Source organism: Streptomyces sp. NPDC002446 (assembly GCF_053595675.1).
On record NZ_JBSFYC010000001.1, the window covers coordinates 186,590 to 206,542 of the forward strand.

The 19,953-nt window shown below is 72.8% G+C and carries 15 protein-coding genes; 10 read left to right on the top strand and 5 right to left on the bottom strand.

Annotation, left to right across the window (positions count from 1 at the left end; translation table 11 throughout):
• Positions 1–154 precede the first annotated feature (154 nt).
• The 3 genes from ACWD6P_RS00775 (at position 155) to ACWD6P_RS00785 (ending at position 3,286) form a co-directional block, all read left to right on the top strand.
• Positions 155–937, top strand: a complete 783-nt coding sequence (locus ACWD6P_RS00775) for a hypothetical protein (RefSeq protein ID WP_451441796.1) — start codon at positions 155–157, stop codon at positions 935–937.
• Positions 938–1,275: 338 nt separating this feature from the next.
• The gene (locus tag ACWD6P_RS00780) at positions 1,276–2,121 is read left to right on the top strand and encodes a DegV family protein (protein WP_451441797.1); all 846 of its coding nucleotides are present in this window, start codon (positions 1,276–1,278) and stop codon (positions 2,119–2,121) included.
• 448 nt (positions 2,122–2,569) lie between these two features.
• The gene (locus tag ACWD6P_RS00785; RefSeq protein WP_451441798.1) at positions 2,570–3,286 is read left to right on the top strand and encodes a helix-hairpin-helix domain-containing protein; all 717 of its coding nucleotides are present in this window, start codon (positions 2,570–2,572) and stop codon (positions 3,284–3,286) included.
• Between the two features lie 197 nt (positions 3,287–3,483).
• On the opposite strand, the gene ACWD6P_RS00790 is transcribed toward ACWD6P_RS00785, so the two are convergent.
• The gene (locus tag ACWD6P_RS00790; protein WP_451441799.1) at positions 3,484–3,819 is read right to left on the bottom strand and encodes a hypothetical protein; all 336 of its coding nucleotides are present in this window, start codon (positions 3,817–3,819) and stop codon (positions 3,484–3,486) included.
• A gap of 186 nt (positions 3,820–4,005) precedes the next feature.
• Here ACWD6P_RS00790 and ACWD6P_RS00795 point away from each other — a divergent pair, with 186 nt between their 5' ends.
• Positions 4,006–6,621: a ComEC/Rec2 family competence protein gene (locus ACWD6P_RS00795; protein ID WP_451441800.1), complete on the top strand. Its 2,616-nt coding sequence runs from the start codon at positions 4,006–4,008 to the stop codon at positions 6,619–6,621.
• Here ACWD6P_RS00795 and ACWD6P_RS00800 read toward each other — a convergent pair.
• Entirely contained in the window at positions 6,551–8,077 is a 1,527-nt protein-coding gene (locus tag ACWD6P_RS00800; RefSeq protein ID WP_451441801.1) for a substrate-binding domain-containing protein, read from the bottom strand. The genes ACWD6P_RS00795 and ACWD6P_RS00800 overlap by 71 nt on opposite strands.
• Positions 8,078–8,251: 174 nt before the next feature.
• Between ACWD6P_RS00800 and ACWD6P_RS00805 the strand changes: the two genes are divergently transcribed.
• Positions 8,252–8,737, top strand: coding sequence for an RrF2 family transcriptional regulator (locus tag ACWD6P_RS00805; RefSeq protein WP_451441802.1), 486 nt, complete (start codon positions 8,252–8,254; stop codon positions 8,735–8,737).
• The gene (locus ACWD6P_RS00810; RefSeq protein WP_451441803.1) at positions 8,737–9,534 is read left to right on the top strand and encodes an arylamine N-acetyltransferase family protein; all 798 of its coding nucleotides are present in this window, start codon (positions 8,737–8,739) and stop codon (positions 9,532–9,534) included. Before ACWD6P_RS00805 ends, ACWD6P_RS00810 begins: the two co-directional genes overlap by 1 nt.
• Before the next feature lie 83 nt (positions 9,535–9,617).
• Here the strand turns inward: ACWD6P_RS00810 and ACWD6P_RS00815 are convergent, their stop codons facing one another.
• On the bottom strand, positions 9,618–9,836 hold the full coding sequence (locus ACWD6P_RS00815; protein ID WP_451441971.1) for a hypothetical protein: 219 nt from the start codon (positions 9,834–9,836) through the stop codon (positions 9,618–9,620).
• A 256-nt stretch (positions 9,837–10,092) separates the two neighbouring features.
• Between ACWD6P_RS00815 and holA the strand changes: the two genes are divergently transcribed.
• Positions 10,093–11,076 (top strand): DNA polymerase III subunit delta, encoded by a 984-nt coding sequence (gene holA, locus ACWD6P_RS00820; RefSeq protein WP_451441804.1) that lies wholly within the window; start codon positions 10,093–10,095, stop codon positions 11,074–11,076.
• Positions 11,077–11,357: 281 nt separating this feature from the next.
• Here holA and ACWD6P_RS00825 read toward each other — a convergent pair whose 3' ends face one another.
• Together ACWD6P_RS00825 and rpsT are read right to left on the bottom strand one after the other, a co-directional pair.
• A complete protein-coding gene (locus ACWD6P_RS00825; RefSeq protein WP_451441805.1) occupies positions 11,358–12,266 on the bottom strand; it encodes a hypothetical protein in 909 nt (302 codons plus the stop codon).
• Between the two features lie 574 nt (positions 12,267–12,840).
• A complete protein-coding gene (rpsT, locus tag ACWD6P_RS00830; RefSeq protein WP_451441806.1) occupies positions 12,841–13,107 on the bottom strand; it encodes a 30S ribosomal protein S20 in 267 nt (88 codons plus the stop codon).
• 438 nt (positions 13,108–13,545) lie between these two features.
• Here rpsT and lepA point away from each other — a divergent pair, with 438 nt between their 5' ends.
• From lepA to ACWD6P_RS00845, 3 genes are all read left to right on the top strand, one after another.
• The gene (gene lepA / locus ACWD6P_RS00835; protein WP_451441807.1) at positions 13,546–15,414 is read left to right on the top strand and encodes a translation elongation factor 4; all 1,869 of its coding nucleotides are present in this window, start codon (positions 13,546–13,548) and stop codon (positions 15,412–15,414) included.
• Between the two features lie 332 nt (positions 15,415–15,746).
• On the top strand, positions 15,747–17,636 hold the full coding sequence (locus ACWD6P_RS00840) for an AMP-dependent synthetase/ligase (protein ID WP_451441808.1): 1,890 nt from the start codon (positions 15,747–15,749) through the stop codon (positions 17,634–17,636).
• A 219-nt stretch (positions 17,637–17,855) separates the two neighbouring features.
• On the top strand, positions 17,856–19,928 hold the full coding sequence (locus tag ACWD6P_RS00845) for a SpoIIE family protein phosphatase (protein ID WP_451441809.1): 2,073 nt from the start codon (positions 17,856–17,858) through the stop codon (positions 19,926–19,928).
• Positions 19,929–19,953 lie beyond the last annotated feature (25 nt).

Sequence of the window (19,953 nt, forward strand, 5' to 3'; positions counted from 1 at the left end):
CGGGCCTGACACGGCCTGCGGACCGGCATAGGTGATTTCCCCTACGGGCAGGTTGGGGGTTCGTCAGGAACCCGCAACCTGCCCGAGCCGTTTACGGTGGAGACACAGGGCGCGCGGCGAGGACCGGCGCCGCCGACACCTCTGGGGAGAGCCCATGGAAGCCGCTGCCGCCATCCTCGGACTGCTCTTCGTGCTGTTCGTGCTGGCCGGGGTGTGGGTCACCGTCAAGGCCGTGAAGGCGGCCAAGCGGGGAGTGGACCGTACGGTCGCCCAGGCCCGCAGAACCGTCGAGGACACCACCCTCCGGGCCCGGCAGCTCGCCCAGCCCGGCGTCGTCGGCGAACTGGCGCAGCTGCGACTCTCCCTGCGCACGTCCATGCGCGCCACCCAGGATGTGCTGTACGGCGGCGCCGCGGAGGACGCCTCCCTCAGCGAGGCGATCGGGCTCTTCGAGCGTCTGAGCTCCCACGGCCATGAGCTGGACGACGAGCTCAAGCGCCTGGAACGGGAGCCCGACCGGGCCACCATCGCCGCCCGCCTCCCGGAGCTCCGCGAGCGCACGGAGCGGATCACGCACTCCGCGGAGTCGCTGCGCTGGGCCGCGCGTGACCGCGCCCGCAAGTTCGCCGATGACGACCTCGCCGCGCTGACCGACCAGATCGACGTGGAGTCCGGCGCGCTGCGGCACTGGACGCAGGACGAGCGGACCATCGATCCGCTGCGGGAGCCGGCGCAGGGCCGGCCGGGACAGTCCCCCGCAGACGGCCCGTCCGACGCCGCCGCCCAGCAGGGCCCGGCCTCGGAGGCGGCCGACACCCGCTCCTCCTGGGGCCCGACCCCCGAGACCCCGCAGGCCCTCACCGCCCGCGACCCCCGCACCCAGCCGTCCTACCCGTGGCAGAAGACCCCGCGAACGGAGGGCACGACGACGACGTGACCGTGTAGCGAGGAGGGGGTGGGGGTGGGGCGGGGGCCCGGGGAGGAGAGGCAAGGACCGGCCCGGCGGAGCCCGCCCTGACAATCCCGGGCAATGCCCGACACCGCTGACACCTGGCGCGACGGCTGTCCTGGGGGCACCGGCCAGGTAAGGCCGGGAGTACTGGCAGGCGCCGAGAGTCCGGCCTGGGCGATGACGCACGGTGTGGGCGATGACAAACGCCGGCGGTGATGGCAGTGTCGCCGGTGGCCATTTGGCAGAGCCTTGGGGAAACTTGGAAGATCTTGGGGAGGGGCCCGCACTGTGCGGCGTCCGCGTCCCCGGATAATCTCCCAGTCATGTCCCGCCATGTCGCGATCGTCACCGATTCCACGGCCTACTTGCCGCGGACGGCCATCGAGCGCCTCCACATCACGGCCGTGCCGCTGACCGTCGTCCTGGGGGACCAGGCCTTGGAAGAGGGTACCGAGATCTCCGCGAGATCCGTTGCCCAGGCGCTCCAGAAGCGCCGGCCCGTGACGACCTCCCGCCCCAGCCCCGCCATGTTCGCGGACACCTACCGACAGGTCGCGGCGGTCGGCGCGCGCTCCATCGTCTCGCTCCACCTCTCCTCGGAGTTCTCCGGTACGTACGACGCGGCGGTGATGGCGGCCAAGGACGCCCCGGTACCCGTACACGTCGTGGACACCGGGATGGTCGCGATGGCTCTCGGGTTCTGCGCCCTCGCAGCGGCGGAGACGGCGGAGGCGGGCGGGGACGCGGACGAAGCCGTCGCCGCCGCCGAGAAGCGCGCAGAGGGCACCTCCGCCTACTTCTACGTCGACACCCTGGACTATCTGCGGCGGGGCGGCCGCATCGGCGCGGCCCAGGCGCTGCTGGGCTCCGCACTCGCCGTCAAACCGCTCCTTCAACTGGCCGACGGGCGCATCGAACTGCTGGAGAAGGTCCGTACGGCCTCCAAGGCCATCGCTCGGCTCGAGGAGATCGCGGCGGAGCGAGCGGGCGAGGGGCAGGTTGATATCGCGGTGCACCATCTCGCCGCGGCCGAGCGGGCGGACGCGCTGGCCTTGAGACTCCGGGAGCGGGTGCCGGGCCTGCACGAGCTGCATGTGAGTGAGGTCGGCGCGGTGATCGGCGCGCACACCGGGCCGGGGCTGCTGGCGGTCGTGGTCTCACCGCGGTGAGAGGGGCGGCCGGGGGCCTTGTGGGTGACGAAGTTGTCCACAACTCGGCTGCTGTCCACAGGATTTGAGGCGGATCGGCGAGATCTGCGCGGGGCGCTTAGCGTCGATCGGTATGAACTCGATTCGATCCGCGCAGCTGGATTCCCCGGCCTTGTCGGCTGCTGCTCTCCCGCCGACTAGCTCATCGGTGGCGTCCGTGCCGTCCGTTCCGTTCGTGCCATCCGTTCCGTCTGCTCCGTCTGCTCCATCCGTTCCGTTCGGCTCGTCGAGTCCCTCCGGTGCGACGGCGCGGCGGGAGCGGGAGCGGGAGCGGGACCGGGACCGGGAGTGCGTGCGGGCTCGGGTCGCGGCGGTCTTCGGCGATGTGGGGACGGCCGTGCCGCCCGGACCACCGCCTCCTGGGCATGATCCACCCGGCCCGCGCCGCCGGGAGCGGGCCTGGCTCGCGGTGCGTGAACGACTGCCCCTCTGGGTGCAGTTACGGTGCGGCACCGACCCCAAGGCGCTCGCCGCCCTGGTTCTGGTGCTCGTGATCGCGGTGGGTTTCGCCGTCCGGCATTTCTGGGCCGGGCGCCCCGAGCCGGTACGTGCCCCGGTGGCCGAGCGGTCCGCGGGCATGCCGGGCCCGGGTGCCGACGCGCGCTCGCCCTCGCTGCTGCCGCCCTCGTCCTCGTCGTCCTCCGCTGCGAGTGGTCCACCGGGCGGCGGGGGACGGCAGTTGGTCGTCGACGTCACCGGCAAGGTCCGGCGCCCCGGAATCCAGCGGATGCCGCCGGGGTCCCGGGTGATCGATGCGTTGCGGGCGGCAGGCGGTGTGCCGCACGGGGTGAGCACCCGCGGGCTGAACCGGGCGCGGTTGCTGACCGACGGCGAACAGATCGTTGTCGGTGCGGGCGGCCCCGGGGCCGGCGGCGGCTCCGGGTCGGTGGGGGCCGGCGGGGCTGGCGGGGTGGCTGCCGGGGGCGGGCCGGGCGGGCCGGTAAGCCTCAGCACGGCGACCGAGCAGCAGCTCGACACCCTGCCGGGAGTGGGGCCCGTCCTGGCCCGGCACATCATCGAGTTCCGCGCCCAGCACGGCGGGTTCACCTCGGTGGATCAGCTGCGTCAGGTGACCGGTATCGGCGATCGCCGCTTCGCCGATCTCCGCCCGCTGGTGGAGCCATGACCAGCCCCCGCCCCACGGTGCACGCCACGGCGGCGTCTCCGCGCGGCGCCTCGGATCCTCATCAGGACGGCCCGGCCGATCTGCGCCTGGTCGGGCCCGCACTGGCGGCCTGGGCGGCCGCGGCGATCGCCCTGGGCATGCCCGGCGGTGCGGTTGCGGTGGCCTGCGGGGTGGCCGTTGCGCTCGCAGTGGTCGCGTTACGGGTGGCCGTGGTTCGGCGCAGGTCGGAGCGTGGTGCTGGGGCAGCCGGGGTCCTGCCGGAGGCCGGGGCAGGGGCCAGGGCAGGGGCAGGGGTCGGGGCTGCGCTCGAAGCCGAAGCCGAAGCCGAAGCCGAAGCCGAAGCCGAGGTCGAAGCCGAGGTCGAAGCCGAAGCCGAAGCCGAAGCCGGGGTCGAGGCCGAGGCGCGACGGGGCGAGCTGCCAGGGGGCGGGCCGCGGCGAGGTGATCCGTCGTGTGGCGGGCCGTGGGGAGGCGATCTGTCGTGTGGTCGGTCGCGGGGAAGTGATCCGTCGTGTGGCGGGTCGCGTGGACACGGGCCCTCGTGTGGCGATCCGCGAGGAGATGAAGCCTCGTGTGGCGACCGGCGAGGAGGCGAGCCCACGTGTGGCGATCCGCGGGGAGCTGCGCCGTCGTGTGACCAGCCGCAGCCCGACACCGCCCCGCGTGGAACGGGGCCGCGCCGCCCCCGTCCTCCCCGTAGGTGGTCCGCAGGGACGTATGTGGCCCTGGCCGCGGTGCTGCTGTGTGCCGCCGCGGGGGCGGTGTCCGCGGCGCTGCACGCCGTGGACCTGCGGCGTGGGCCGCTGCCCGCCCTGGCGGGCCAGTATGCGCGGGTCACGGTGGAGCTGGAGGTGACCGGCGATCCCCGGCTGACCAGGCCCAAGGTGCGGGGATCCCAACGGACGCCGCCGGCGCTGGTGTTCACCGCCGACGCCGTCCGTGTCACGGCTCCGGACGGCGGGGTCACGGCGGTCCGTACCCCGGCCCTGGTTGTCGTACAGCAGCGAGGGGGAGGCGACGACGGCGGCGGCAGGCGCGGCCGGACGGGGCGTCCCGAGGGCGACGCCCCGCAGGGTTCCGCCGGCGCACGCGAGCCGGGAGCAGCGCAGCGTGCCCAGCCGCGTCCCGGGTTGTCCGCGGCCTGGCGCGGACTGCTGCCGTCGACCCGCATCCGGGTCGTGGCCCACGCCGCACCGCCGCTGTCGGCGAACGATCAGGTCGCCGCCGTCCTGCGGGTCACCGCAGCCGCGCCGCCGGTATCGGTCCGCCCTCCCAGCGCGCTTCAGCGGCTGGCGGGAAGGCTGCGCGCGGGCCTCCGGGACGCCACCGACGGTCTGCGCCCCGATGCCCGTGCGCTGTTGCCCGGACTCGTGGTGGGCGACACCTCGCGTGTGCCGCCGGACCTGGACGACGCCTTCCGTGCGACCGACCTGACGCATCTGCTCGCCGTCTCCGGCAGCAATCTGACGATCGTGCTCGCCCTGCTGATCGGTCCGCCGCATCTGGCCACGCGTGCCGAGCGGCGTGGGCTGGCACCGCTCGTCGGGCTGTCGCTCCGCGGTACGGCCGTCATCGGCGGTGGTCTCGCGCTCGCCTTCGTCGTGGTGTGCCGCCCGGATCCGAGCGTGCTGCGGGCCGCCGCCTGCGGCCTGATCACGCTGCTGGCGATCGGCACGGGACGCCGTCGCTCGCTGCTGCCCGCGCTCGCCGCCGCGGTGCTGCTGCTGGTCCTCTACGACCCTTGGCTCGCCCGGAGTTACGGGTTCCTGCTCTCTGTCCTGGCCACCGGCGCGCTGCTGCTGCTCGCGCCACGTTGGAGCGCAGCACTTCAGCGGCGCCGGGTGCCGCCCCGGGCGGCCGAAGTGATCGCCGCCGCGGCCGCCGCCCAGGCGGTCTGCGCACCGGTCGTCGCGGTGCTCGCCGCCCGTGTGGGCCTGGTCGCCGTGCCCTGCAATCTGCTGGCCGAACTGGCCGTGGCCCCCGCCACGGTCCTCGGCTTCGCCGCCCTGGCCGTCGCCCCGGTCGCGCTGCCGGTCGCCCAGGCGCTGGCGTGGTGCGCGGGCTGGCCCGCCGAGTGGGTCGCCGGAGTCGCCCGTACGGGGGCGGCGCTGCCGGGAGCGGAGTTCGGGTGGTCCGGCGGCTGGGTGGGCGGGCTGGCGCTGGCGGTCGTCATCGTGGCCCTGGTGCCGCTCGGCCGCCGGGTGCTGCGCCGGCCCTGGCTGTGTGTTCTGTGCGCGCTGGCCGTGATCCTGGCGGTCTGCCGGCCCGCCCCGTTCACCCGTGTCCTCACCGGCTGGCCGCCTCCCGGATGGCGCGTCGTGGTCTGCGACGTGGGGCAGGGCGACGGCCTGGTGCTGGCAGCCGGGGACGGCACGGCGCTGGTGGTGGACACCGGCCCCGAGCCGCGCGCCATCGACCGCTGCCTCACTGACCTGGGCATCCGTCGTATCCCTCTCCTCGTCCTCACCCACTTCCACGCCGATCATGTGGACGGACTGCCTGGGGTGCTCCGCGGCCGTTCGGTCGGCGCGATCGAGACCACGACACTTCAGGATCCGCCGGGGCAGGCGAGGTTCGTACGCGCCACGGCCGCGGCCGCTCGCATCCCCGTCGTCCCCGCCGCACCGGGTGAGCGGCGCCGTCTGGGCCCCCTCACCTGGGAAGTCCTCTGGCCTCCCGCCCCGGCGGCTGCGCCCACCCCCGGCGCATCCCGCGGCCCCGCCAGCCCTGGTATCGCCGGCACCCCTGAATTCCCCCGCCCCACGGACATCGCCGGCAACCCCAACGACGCCAGCGTCACCCTGCTCGTCCGTACGGGCGGGCTGACCCTCCTGCTGCTCGGTGATCTCGAACCGCCTGCCCAGCAGGCGATGCTGGCGGCTCATCCGGAGCTGGGCGCCGTCGATGTCTTGAAGGTGGCGCACCACGGCTCCGGCTATCAGGACCCGCCGCTGCTGCGCCGGCTGGCGCCGCGCCTGGCGCTGGTCTCCTGCGGTGCCGGCAATCCGTACGGCCATCCGGCGCCCCGGACGATCGCGGCGCTGCGTGCCCGGGGCGCCCGGGTGCTGCGCACGGACATCGATGGTGCGATCGCGGTCCTGGGTACCCCGGCCGGGCTCTTCGCCACGGCCAACGGCCACTGGGCCGAGGACGGCGTACTCAGCAGGCGAACGCCACGGTCCGGTCCGCTCGGCCGCCGCGCCACAGCCCGGTCCGCCCGGCCGCCGCCGCGCCACGGCCTGGCCTCCGCCCGGCTGCAGCCCTTCACGGCCGGCAGACGGCGACCGGCAGGCTCTGCCGGTCCGCGCAGGGCACGTGCTTGTACATCCGCATGATGTTCTTCGCCGTGTCGGAGTCCATGAATGCCAGGAACTTCGCGGTCAGTGAGCCGTCCTCGGGCCGTCCGTACGTGTAGAGGTACTCCACCGTCCAGAAGGGGTAATCGCGTTGCTGTCCCCACTCGATGTCCGGTTCATTCCCGTTCAGCCGCACGCTGACCACGTGCTGCCGCTGTGCCGCCGCGTAGACCTCCGCGTAACCGATCGCCCCCGGCACCCGGTCCACCGCGTCCAGCAAGCTCTTGGTGCTGTTCACCTCGCAGCGCGTCAGACGCGCGCGTGCGTCGCGGTCCTTGTCGCCGCAGTCGTAGGACGACACCACGCCCGGCTCCGAGCGGCGCAGCACGGACGTCTCGAAGGCCCGGCGGGTGCCCGACCCGGCGTCCCGGCTGACGAGACGGATCGGCAGGTCATTCCCGTCCAGCTGCCGCCAGTTGGTGTACGTCCCGTCGTAGATCCTCCGTATCTGATCCGAGGTGAGGTCGTCGACTCCGGCCTTCTCGTTGGCGACGAGGCTGAGCAGGATGACGCCCACCGGGTCGCCTTCCAGCCGTCGGTAGAGGGACGGTGCCGGCACATCGGATACGGCGAGGAAGCCGGGGCCTTCGGCGGGCGCGGGTCTGCCCTCCCGGTTGAGTTTGCCCAGGCCGGAGAGGCTGCCGCTCTCCAGGACGGTGATCTCGGCGTCCGCGCACCGGGCCCCGTACTGCCGGGCGATCTCCCGCATCGGCGGTGCGAACGCGGTGGATCCGTCGATGGTCAGCCGCCCGGCGGCGCATTCGCTGGGCACCGGCGTCACCCGGCCGCTGAGCAGCAGTCCGCCCAGCAGCCCCAGCAGGACGATGAAGGTGCCGCCCAGTACGAGGCTGAGCTTGCGCGGCCCCCAACGCTGCGCGTTGCGCCGGATCCGTCCGCCGCTGATGAACCCGCCGACGGTCACGCTCCCCGCCGCGCCGCCGCGGCCGCCCTCGGCGCCGGGGCCCGTGTCGGCACCGGAGAGCAGCACCAGCAGCTTGAAGTGGTTCCGCTTGTTCAGCGGCACTTTGGGGAGGTACAGCCGGCCGCCGTCGTGCCGCAGCCCTCCGCCGTTGCGGGTCAGCATGCGCACCAGGTCCGTCGGGTTGGCGTCCGGCACCTCGACCCCGATGACGGTGCGTCCGGTGAACTCGACGGTCAGCGGCTCCTGATAGTCCTGCCGGACGATGTCCTTGCCGCCGTCGTTCTCGAACCGCAGCAGCGCCAGCGTCGCATCGCTGACCTCCTGCTCCTCCCGCAGCAGCCGCAACTGCACGAGGCTGTGGGCGTCTTGGGGGTTCATGCCGATCGCGGTGTCCATCTGGACGCGGTAGCCGACTCGCTTACGGCCCGGCAGAAACCGCTCCACGGCCCAGACCACCGCCGTCGCCACAAGCCCGGCCGCGGTGAGGATGGTCTCGGTGTCCGGCAGAGCCACGGCAACCTCGCACAGATGATCGGGCGTCGGGATGTCAGAACTTTAAGGACCGCCGCGACACCCCGAGAGGCCTTCGGCGGCCCGTCATCAGAGGTTCATCCGCTGTCTTCCGGCCGGGCCGGCCGAATATCCGCTCCACCGCCCGGCCGAACCAGGACCTGTAAACTCCAGATTATGAGGATGAGTGAAGGCGTCGAGTGGGGCCTGCACTGTTGTGTGACGCTGGCCTGGCTTGAAGGGGAAGGGCCGGTTTCCACCGCTCGGTTGGCCGGCTCGTTCGAGTTGCCGGTGGCCTACCTGAACAAGCGGCTGCAGGCGCTGGTGCGGGCCGGGATCCTGACGTCGACGCCCGGGGCGCGGGGCGGGTTCCGGCTGGCGCGGGCGCCGGAGCGGATCACGCTCATGGATGTGGTCGCCGCGATCGAGGGCACCGAAGACGCCTTCCGCTGCCAGGAGATCCGTCGGCGCGGGGCCGGGGCCGAGGCGTCCGACCGGGAGTTCGGCCGGCCGTGCGGGATCTCCACGGCGATGCGCAGGGCCGAGCTGGCCTGGCGGCGCGAGCTGGCGGCGCAGACCATCGCCGATGTCGTGGCGGGCACCCCCGCCTCCGCGGTGGAACGTACCCGCCGCTGGTTCGCTACGGAGAGGACACAGACCTGATGGACACCGCTGCCACCGACGCCTACCTGGAGCGCATCGGTGCCGCGCGCCCCGAGGCGCCCGATGCCGATGCGCTGCGTGCGCTGCACCTCAGCCATCTGCGGACGGTGCCCTTCGAGAACCTCTCCATCCACCTCGGTGAGGAGATCGTCCTCGCGGAGCGGCCGGTGCTGGACAAGATCGTCGGGGCCCGGCGCGGCGGCTTCTGCTACGAGCTCAACGGCGCCTTCGCCATGCTGCTGCGGGCCCTCGGCTTCGAGGTCGAGCTGTTGTCGGCCCGGGTGTTCGGCCCCGACGGGCCCGGGATCCCGTACGACCATCTCGCGCTGCGCGTCCAAACACCGAGCGGGCCGTGGCTCGCGGACGTCGGCTTCGGCAGGAACAGCCACTTCCCGCTGCGCTGGGACAGCCGTGCCGAGCAGAGCGATCCCGCCGGGGTGTTCCGGATCGAGGAGACGGCGGCCGGCGATCTCGATGTGCTCAAGGACGGCTCACCGCAGTACCGGCTGGAGCAGCGCCCGCGCGCGTACGAGGACTTCGAGGCGGGCTGCTGGTGGCATCAGACCTCGCCGAAGTCGCACTTCACGCAGTCCCTGGTGTGCTCACGACTGACGGAGACCGGCCGGGTGACGCTCTCCGGCCGTACGCTCGTGAGCACCGCGGCGGGCGGCGGGCGGCAGGAGCGCCAGGTGGGAGCGGACGAGGTCCTCGCCGCCTACCGGGAGTACTTCGGGATCGTGCTGGAGCGCGAGCCCGTGGTGGCCGAGGGGCGTCGGCCCGGCGCGGGATCCCGGTAGCGAGGCGGCGTACGAAGCGTCCTTGAGGGCGCTTCCCCGCGGACGTGGCGCGCGCCCTCGGGCACACCGGGGGCCCGCCGTTGTCACTCGGCCTCGCGCCAGCCCTCGTACTCCGCCGCGAGCTCGTCCAGCCGCGCCGGGTCGTGGGCGGCGTCCGGGTCCTCGACCACCACCAGCCACTGGGCGTCCTCGGCGTCGTCCTCACCGGCCAGGGCGTCCCGTACGAGCTGGGGCTCCTCGGTGACGCCGAAGCGGTCGGTCAGGGCCTCGGCCACCTCCTCGGCGGCGTCGCGGTCGGGCAGGACGAGTACATGGCGGGTGTGCCGTGCCTGGTGCGCACGGTGCGCACGGTGTGCCTGGGGCCGGTGGGTGTTGTCGTTCACCGGGCCATTGTCCGGCAGGAGGCCGGTGGCTCCGGCGGGCGGGGCGGGGCGGGGCGGGGCGCGCGGCGGCCCGGGTCTGGCCAGGGTCTGGCCAGGGTCCGGCCCGGGGCGGCGGTGGGCCCGGGAGCCGTCAGCGCGGCGGCGTTGTCAGTGGGGCGTGGGATGCTGGATCGCGATGGCCAGGAAGACAGCTCACGATGATCCCCTCGCCCCCGTCACGATCGCGGTGGGCCAGGAAGACCTGCTGCTGGACCGCGCGGTGCAGCAGGTGGTGGCGGCTGCCCGTGCGGCCGACGCGGACACCGACGTACGCGACCTCACCCCCGATCAGCTGCAGCCCGGCACCCTCGCCGAGCTGACCAGCCCCTCGCTCTTCGCCGAGCGCAAGGTCGTGGTGGTGCGAGCCGCCCATGATCTGTCCGCGGACACCATCAAGGACGTCAAGGCGTACCTCGGCTCGCCCGCCGAGGAGATCACGCTCGTACTGCTCCACGCCGGCGGCGCCAAGGGCAAGGGCCTGCTGGACGCCGCGCGTAAGGCGGGCGCGCGCGAGGTGGCCTGCCCCAAGATGACCAAGCCGGCCGACCGGCTGGCCTTCGTGCGGAGCGAGTTCCGCACGGCCGGGCGGTCGGCGACGCCGGAGGCCTGTCAGTCGCTGGTCGACGCCATCGGCAGCGATCTGCGTGAACTGGCCTCGGCCTGTTCGCAGCTGGCGGCCGATGTCGAGGGCACGATCGACGAGGCCGTCGTCGGGCGTTACTACACGGGCCGGGCGGAGGCATCGAGCTTCACGGTCGCGGACCGCGCCGTTGAGGGGCGGGCCGCGGAGGCGCTGGAGGCGCTGCGCTGGTCGCTGGCGACCGGCGTCGCCCCCGTCATGATCACCAGCGCCCTCGCCCAGGGCGTCCGGGCCATCGGCAAGCTGGCCTCCGCCCCGCGCGGCGCCCGCCCCGGTGACCTCGCCCGTGATCTGGGCATGCCGCCGTGGAAGATCGACCGGGTACGGCAGCAGATGCGCGGCTGGTCGGCGGACGGGGTGGCCACGGCGCTGCGGGCGGTGGCCGCCGCCGACGCGGGGGTGAAGGGCGGCGGCGACGATCCGGGGTACGCCCTGGAGAAGGCCGTCGTCGCTGTTGCCCGGGCGGCGCGGTCTCGGTGACGTAGGGGCGGGGGCGGGGGTGGAAGCGGCCGGGCGGAAAGCGGCGCATCACCGCGGGCTTCCCGTGCTCGGCAGAGCGAGCCCCCGTACGCCCGACCGTCAGCGGGGACCCCTCGTACGCCCCGGCCGTCAGCGAGAGCCCTCGTACGCCCCGGCCGTCAGCGAGAGCCCCTGTACGCCCGGCCGTCAGCGAGAGCCCCGGCCATCGGTGTGCGTGCCGGTTGCCGGTGTACGTGCCGGTTGCCGGTGTGCCCCGGCTGGAGCGGGTGCGGCGTGCCCCGTCAGCGTGACCCCGAGTGCAGGCGCTTGAGGGTGTCCCGCGCGCTGGTCTTCAGCATGGTCGCGACCTCGGCGGACGTGGGCGGCTTGCTGGAGCTGCTGCTCGAGGTGTAGCTCGACCATGTCGACTGGTAGGTCATCCAGCCGTCCCGGACACCGAGGATCACGTACGAGCTGCCGCTACTGCTGCTGCCCTGCTCGTTCCGGGTCACCAGATAGGCCTCATCGCCCAGCCCCGCCACGGACTCGACCTTGTAGCCGACCGAGGTGTCCTGCTTCTCGTACGAGCGGTAGCCGTCGGCGAACTCCGGTGCCGGGTCGGTCTTCTTGTGCAGGATGGCGGTGTTGTAGATCCAGGTGGAGGAGTAGCCGGAGCTGTCGGCGTTCTCCTGCTGCAGCGAGGTGTTGCACCACATGCTGTCCAGCGCGTTCTGCTGGGCGCCGCTGTGCTGCGGGTTGGCGTCCTTCGAGGCCGAGCCGGTGTTCTCCTTGATCTTGAAGTGGGCGTTCTCGAACGGGGTCATCGAGGTCACCGCGCACAGATCGCTGGTGTAGCGGTAGCCCGCGAGGTCGGGGCTGGGTTCGGAGGAGAAGCCGCCGGAGGCGAACAGCAGGGAGCCCCAGATCGCGGACGCGGCGACCGCGCCGCCGATCGCCCAGAGCCAGCCGGACGCGCCACGCCCCGGCCCGCCCGGAGCGCCGGGTATCCCGCCCGGGGCGCCGGGCACGCCGGCCGCCGGATAGCCGTAGCCCCCGCCGGGGGCCTGCGTCGGTGGTGCCTGCGTCGGCGGTGCCGGCTGCGCGTAGGGATTCTGCTGCGGAGGCGGCGGGTTCTGCGGCGCCGGAACCTGGCCGTAGGGGTTGGGCTGCGGCTGCGCGTAGGGATTGTTCGGATCCCCCGGTATGGACATGGCCGCAGCGTAGCGGACCCCACTGACAGCGGACCCGCACATACGACCGGGATACGACCGGGGCGGCCGGATATACGACGGAGGTGGTCGGATCGCCTACGCGACCGGGGCGAGGAGGGTGGGTGCCCGTGCGGCTGGAGGGCGCGGAGGCCCCTGGTGCGTGCCCGGAGCACAGAGTCCCGAGCGCAGAGCCCCCCGCACAGAGCCCCACGCAAACAGCCCCGCCCAAACAGCCCCCGCAAAAGCCCCCCGTAAAAGCCCCCGTGCAGAAGGCCCATCCAACAAGAGGCCCCATGCAAAAGGCCCCGCCGCCCCCGGGGAAGGGGAGTGGCGGGGCCTTCGCATCAAGCGACTGCGGCTTCGTCGGCGGTGGTGGCCGCCGGGTGAGCCGGGTTGCGCCGCACCCGCGTGGCGAACGCAGGCCGTGTGCGGCGCGGTGGTGCACCGAGCAGGGAGCGGAGAGAGGGGCCGCTGGGTCCCTGTCGGCAGGGGTGCTGCCGAGGCAGCTGGTGCTGCGGGTGGAGGAGGACCGGATCAGGCCCGGACGGGCCGGCGGTCTTCTTCCGGGGGAGGGTCAGCCCTTGAGGGACTCGACCTTCTTCGCCAGCGCCGACTTCTTGTTGGCGGCGGCGTTCTTGTGGATGACACCCTTGCTGACGGCCTTGTCGAGCTTCTTGGCAGCCTCGGCCTGGGCGGTGGCGGCCTTCTGCAGGTCGCCGGCCTCGATGGCCTCGCGGGTGCGACGGATCGCGGTCTTCAGAGACGACTTGACAGCCTTGTTGCGCTGACGAGCCTTCTCGTTGGTCTTGATCCGCTTCATCTGGGACTTGATGTTCGCCACGAAAGAGCCTTTTCAGGTTCGTTGGAGTTTCGAGTTGCGCCGCGCACGAGAGAGGGCACGAAGCGCAGTGGACCAGGTTACCAGCAGGGTCTACAGCGTCCCAAACCGGGCCGCGGCCGCCGGGGGAGCGACGCCTGAAGCGGCCCGCCCCCGCCCGCGAAGCCGTCCGGGAGCGGACCGCGCACGGCCGCGCCAAGGCCGGGAGCCCCATCCGAAGCGTCTGCCCCGCCGCCCGGCGCCCCCGCCGAAGCGTCCGCCCCCAGCCCCGGAGCCCCCGAAGCCCCCCGAAGCCTCCGCGAAGCCCCCCGAAGCCCCCCGCGACCGACCCGGGAAGCCCCGCACCCCGCCCAAACCCGACCGACCCCGCCGCTCATGGGACCATGGGGAGACGTCACATACCCGAGTCCCGCCTACCCGCGTTCACTGAATGGACCCTGCGTGCCCGCGACCCCTACGAACGTGCCGGAGCCGAGCCGTACCGATCCGGCCCTCCTCCGTAACTTCTGCATCATCGCGCACATCGACCACGGCAAGTCGACGCTCGCCGACCGGATGCTCCAGCTCACCGGTGTCGTCGACCAGCGGCAGATGCGCGCGCAGTACCTCGACCGCATGGACATCGAGCGCGAGCGCGGCATCACGATCAAGTCCCAGGCGGTCCGGCTGCCCTGGAGCCCCTCCGAGGGTGAAGAGGGGAGTGGGACGACCCACATCCTCAACATGATCGACACCCCGGGCCACGTCGACTTCACCTACGAGGTCTCCCGCTCGCTCGCCGCGTGCGAAGGCTGCATCCTCCTCGTCGACGCTGCTCAGGGCATCGAGGCCCAGACCCTCGCCAACCTCTACCTGGCGATGGAGAACGACCTCACGATCATCCCGGTCCTCAACAAGATCGACCTGCCGGCCGCGCAGCCCGAGAAGTTCGCCGCCGAGCTGGCCAATCTGGTCGGCTGCGACCCCGAGGACGTGCTGAAGGTCTCGGCCAAGACCGGCGTCGGCGTGCCCGAGCTGCTGGACAAGGTCGTCCGTGAGGTGCCGGCCCCGGTCGGCGTCAAGGACGCCCCCGCCCGCGCGATGATCTTCGACTCGGTCTACGACGCGTACCGCGGTGTCGTGACGTATGTGAAGGTCGTCGACGGCACGCTCGGCAAGCGCGAGCGCATCAAGATGATGTCCACCGGCGCGGCGCACGAGCTGCTGGAGATCGGCACCAACTCTCCCGAGATGAAGCCCGCCGACGGTCTGTCCGTCGGTGAGGTGGGCTACCTCATCACCGGGGTGAAGGACGTCCGCCAGTCCAAGGTGGGTGACACGATCACCCAGCTCTCCAAGGGGGCGACCGAGCCGCTCGGCGGCTACAAGGACCCCAAGCCGATGGTGTTCTCGGGCCTGTATCCGCTGGACGGCTCCGACTACCCGGAGCTGCGCGACGCCCTGGACAAGCTCCAGCTCAACGACGCCGCGCTGGTCTACGAGCCGGAGACCTCCGCGGCGCTCGGCTTCGGCTTCCGCGTCGGCTTCCTGGGGCTGCTGCACCTGGAGGTCATCCGTGAGCGTCTGGAGCGCGAGTTCGGCCTCGATCTGATCGCCACCGCGCCCAACGTGATCTACCGCGTGGACATGGAGGACGGCGCGGAGCACGAGGTCACCAACCCGAGCGAGTTCCCGACCGGCAAGATCGACAAGGTGCACGAGCCGGTCGTCCGGGCCACGATCCTGGCGCCGAGCGAGTTCATCGGCGCGATCATGGAGCTGTGCCAGACCCGCCGCGGCAACCTGCTCGGCATGGACTACCTCTCCGAGGACCGCGTCGAGATCCGCTACACGCTCCCGCTCGCCGAGGTCGTCTTCGACTTCTTCGACCAGCTCAAGTCCAAGACCCGCGGCTACGCCTCGCTGGACTACGAGCCCACCGGCGAGCAGGTCGCCGACCTGGTCAAGGTCGACATCCTGCTGCACGGCGACAAGGTCGACGCGTTCTCCGCGATCACCCACAAGGACAAGGCGTACGCCTACGGCGTCCGGCTGGTCGCCAAGCTGCGTGAGCTGATCCCGCGGCAGAGCTTCGAGGTGCCGATCCAGGCCGCCATCGGCAGCCGGGTGATCGCCCGTGAGACGGTCCGCGCCATCCGCAAGGACGTCCTCGCCAAGTGCTACGGCGGTGACATCTCCCGTAAGCGGAAGCTGCTGGAGAAGCAGAAGGAAGGCAAGAAGCGGATGAAGATGGTCGGCAGCGTGGAGGTCCCGCAGGAGGCCTTCATCGCGGTGCTGTCCTCGGACTCCGACGGCGACAAGAAGAAGTAGCAGGACGGCCGGAGCAGGCCGCCGCGGCAGGGCGCCGGGATCCCGTACGGGGACCCGGCGCCCTGCCGTCGTTGCGGGGGCGTACATCGGAATGAATGCGGAGCGTGCCGTTCCGTAGTGGCTCGACCAGCGGGTCCGGCTGTGGTCTGGTGAGGGTGATCGGCGCCGCCCGGCATATCGGGCGATGCGTGTGCTACGTACAGCTATCGCACTGGTCACATCGTGAACCGGTCGGCCGCAGCCCCTTACGCGTCGGCGCAAGGCGCTCTACTCTGATCACGCTCAAGGTTACTCGCGAGTCACCAGCAATGAAGCGGGCCCCGGAGGATGCCGTGACGGACACCTACACGCTGATCGAAAACCGGCCGCCTTCGGTGGCGAACCTCTTCCTGGAGCGGGTCGCGGCCACGCCCGATATCGAGGCCTATCGCTATCCGGTCCCCCCGGGCTCCGGCCAGGGCCCGGACGACTGGAAGGCGATCAGCTGGGCCGAGGCCGCCGACCGGGTCTACGCCGTGGCCGCCGGGCTGATCGCCCTGGGCGTACGGCCCGAGGAGCGGGTGGCGCTGGCCGCCAACACCCGCGTCGAATGGATCCTCGCCGACCTCGGCGTGCTCTGCTCCGGCGCCGCGACCACCACGGTCTACCCGAGCACCAACGCCGAGGAGACCGCGTACATCCTCGCCGACTCCGGCAGCCGGGTGCTGATCGCGGAGGACGCCGGACAGCTCGCCAAGGCGCGCGAGCGGCGCGCGGAGCTGCCTGAGCTGGCGCATGTCATCGTCATCGACGAGAAGGGCGCGGAGCCCGCCGACGACGACCCCGAGGGCTGGGTGCTCACCCTCGCCGAGCTGGAGAAGCGCGGCGCCGCCCATCTGGAGAAGCACCCGGAGTGCGTCAAGGAGCGGGTCGCCGAGCTGCGCGCCGACCAGCTCGCGACGCTGATCTACACCTCCGGGACCACCGGCCGGCCCAAGGGCGTCCGGCTGCCGCACGACTGCTGGTCGTACATGGCGCGCGCGATCCAGGCGACCGGGCTGGTCACCGAGGACGATGTGCAGTACCTCTGGCTGCCGCTGGCGCATGTCTTCGGGAAGGTGCTGACCGCCGGACAGATCGCCACCGGCCATGTGATCGCCGTCGACGGCCGGGTCGACAAGATCATCGAGAATCTGCCGGTGGTGCGACCGACGTACATGGCGGCCGTACCCCGGATCTTCGAGAAGGTCTACAACGGTGTCGCGGCCAAGGCCCGGGCGGGCGGCGGCGCCAAGTACAAGATCTTCCAGTGGGCGGCCGGGGTGGCCCGCGAGTACGCCAAGGCCTCGCAGGACAACTTCAAGCGCACCGGCAACGCCTCGGTGCCGTTCGCACTCGGCGCCAAGCACAAGATCGCCGACGCCCTCGTCTACGCCAAGCTGCGCGACGCCTTCGGCGGCCGGCTGCGCGCCGCGGTCTCCGGCTCCGCCGCGCTCTCCCCCGAGATCGGCTACTTCTTCTCCGGCGCCGGCATCCACATCCTGGAGGGCTACGGCCTGACGGAGTCCAGCGCCGCCAGCTTCGTCAACCCCGGCGAGGCCTACCGCACCGGCACGGTCGGCAAGCCGCTGCCCGGCACCGAGGTCAGGATCGCCGAGGACGGCGAGATCCTGCTGCGCGGCCCCGGCATCATGGAGGGCTACCACGGCCTGCCGGACAAGACCGCCGAGGTCCTGGAGGAGGACGGCTGGTTCCACACCGGCGACATCGGCGAGCTGTCGCCCGACGGCTATCTGCGGATCACCGACCGCAAGAAGGACCTGATCAAGACCTCGGGCGGCAAGTACATCGCACCGGCCGAGGTGGAGGGGCAGTTCAAGGCGGTCTGCCCGTTCGTCTCCAATGTGCTGGTGCACGGCGCCAACCGGAACTTCTGCACCGCGCTGATCGCCCTCGACGAGCCGACGATCATGGGCTGGGCCAAGGAGCGCGGCCTGACCGCGACGACATACTCCGAGGTCGTCGCCACCAGCCAGGTCCGCGAACTGATCGACGGCTATGTCGAGCGGGTCAACGAAGGCCTCCAGCGCTGGCAGCAGATCCGCAATTTCCGGCTGCTGCCGCGCGACCTGGACATCGAGCACGGCGAGGTGACCCCCAGCCTCAAGATCAAGCGGCCGGTGGTGGAGCGGGCGTTCAAGGACCTGCTGGAGGAGATGTACGCGGGGGCGCGGGAGGCGTAGCCCACGCCTTCCGGACCACCCCCGGCCCGCAGCGGCGGGCGGTACGGGGCGGGCCTTCCCGGCCCGCCCCCGGCGCCTCGGCCAACTCCCCCGGCGCGTCAGCCGAATTGACGGCCGTGACCACCTACTTCCGTGACTCCGTGCTTATGGCTGCGCCCGTTCTGTCACTCTGTCGTTGGCGCATCCGGCGCTGCAGGGGAGCTGCTCGGGAGTTGCTCAATGACGACGACCACCTCGTCTCCACGGGACGACGACGTCACGGCGACGCACACGACGATGACGGACGGGGCCGGCGGCGGACCCGCGACCGGACCCGCCGCCGGCCGCTCCCGGCGCACCAGCCTGCCCGGGGACCCGCAGGCCGCGGCCGCCGCCCGGCAGTTCGTCCGGGCCGCCTTCGCCGACTGGGCCGCCCAGCGGCTGCCCGGCGCGGAGGGCATCGGCGACCGGCTCGCGGACGAAGCGGTGCTGCTGGTCAGCGAGTTGGTCACGAACGCGGTGGTGCACGCCGGCACCACCGTCGAGCTGCGCTGCCGGCTCGACCCGGCGGGGGAGCGCGCCGACGAGACCGACCCGGCCCCGCTCCCCGGCGTCGTCATCGAGGTCTCCGACCGCCACCCGGCGCAGCCGATCCGCGCCCGCGCGCAGGGCACCGCGCCCGGCGGCCCGGCGTCCGACGGCCCCGCGTCCGACCTCGCCGCCTCCGAAAGCGGCGGCCACGGACTGCAGCTGATCAGCGCGGTCGCCGAAGCCTGGGGCATCACCTACCGGCGAGCGATGAAGACCGTGTGGTTCCGGCTCCCCGTGGACGCGCCGGACGCCGTCGCCCGGCCCGAGCCGGAGATCGCCTACGCCGAGCAGCTGCTCCAGCTCGAACTGCGGGCCGCCGAACTCCTCGCCCCCGCACCCCGCCGGGCCGCCCGCCCGGAACTCGACGCCGAACGGGTCGAGACCGGCGCCCTCTCCTTCCTCGCCGAGGCCTCCGACCTGCTCTCCGGCCAGCTCGACGCCGATCAGGTCGCCGCGCTCGCCGCCCAGCTGATCGTGCCGCGGCTCGCCGACTGGTGCGCCGTATGGCTCCACGACGGCGACGGCGGCGCGCCCGGCCGGGGCATCGCGGCGAGCGGCGAGGAACAGCGGCTCGCCCGGGTCTGGCACAGCAGCGAGAGCCGGATCGACGCGCTGCGTACGGCACTGGAGAAGCAGCCGCCGGACGTGCCGGGCCCCGCCTCGCCCGGCAGCGCGCCCACCGCGGTCCCCTGGCCCTGGCCGCACGAAGGGGACGGCCAGGAGGCGGGCGGCGCGGCGCTGGCCTGCCCCCTGGTCGCCGGCGGCCGCCGCCTCGGCACGCTGCTCCTCGGCCGGGGCGGGCTGCTGCGCATCCCCGACGAGGTGGTCGGCCTGATCGAGGACCTGGGACGGCGGGTCGCGCGCGCGGTGGCCACCGCACGCGCGTACAGCCGCCAGGAGCGCATCAGCCAGGTCCTGCAGCGCCGGCTGCTGCCCCGGGGGCGGGCGCAGGTGCCCGGGGTGGAGTCGGCGGTGGTCTACGAGCCGCGCGAGGGCGCCTGGGCGGGCGGCGACTTCTGGGACCTCTTCGACGCCGGGGACGGCCGCTGGTGCTTCGCGCTCGGCGACGTCTGCGGCAGCGGGCCCGAGGCGGCCGCGGTGACCGGGCTGGCCCGGCCGGTGCTGCGGCTGCTGGCCCGCGACGGCTTCGGCGTGGCGGCGGTGCTCGACCGGCTCAACAAGACCATGGCCCGCGAGGCCGCGGACTCCGTCGCGGCGGTCGCGGCGGCGGTGGCGGCGGCCGGCGCCGGGGCGGAGGCGCCGGTGGAGATCCGCGAGGAGGGCGAACAGGCCCGCTTCCTCTCCCTCCTCTACGGCGAGATCGTCCCGTACCCCGGCGGCTCCGGAGGCGCCCGCTGCACCCTCGCAAGCGCCGGCCACCCGCTGCCGCTGGTGCTCGGCGCGGACGGCACGGTCCGGGTCGTCGCGGCCCCGCAGATGCTGCTCGGGGTGGTCGAGGACGCCGCATACGTCAGCGAATCGTTTGACCTGCGCCCCGGAGAGACGCTGCTGTGCGTCACCGACGGGGTCACCGAGCGCCGCTCCGGACGCCGGCTCTTCGACGACGAGGACGGCCTGGCCGCCGCCCTCGCCGCCGGCGCCGGCCTGGGCGCCAGCGCCCTCGCCGAGCACCTCCGCAACACCGTCCACGCCTTCGACCCGACCCCGCCCGACGACGACCTGGCGCTGCTGGTCCTCCAGGCGGCGGACGGGCCGCCCTAGCCGGCGAACCGCGTTGTCGGCGGGA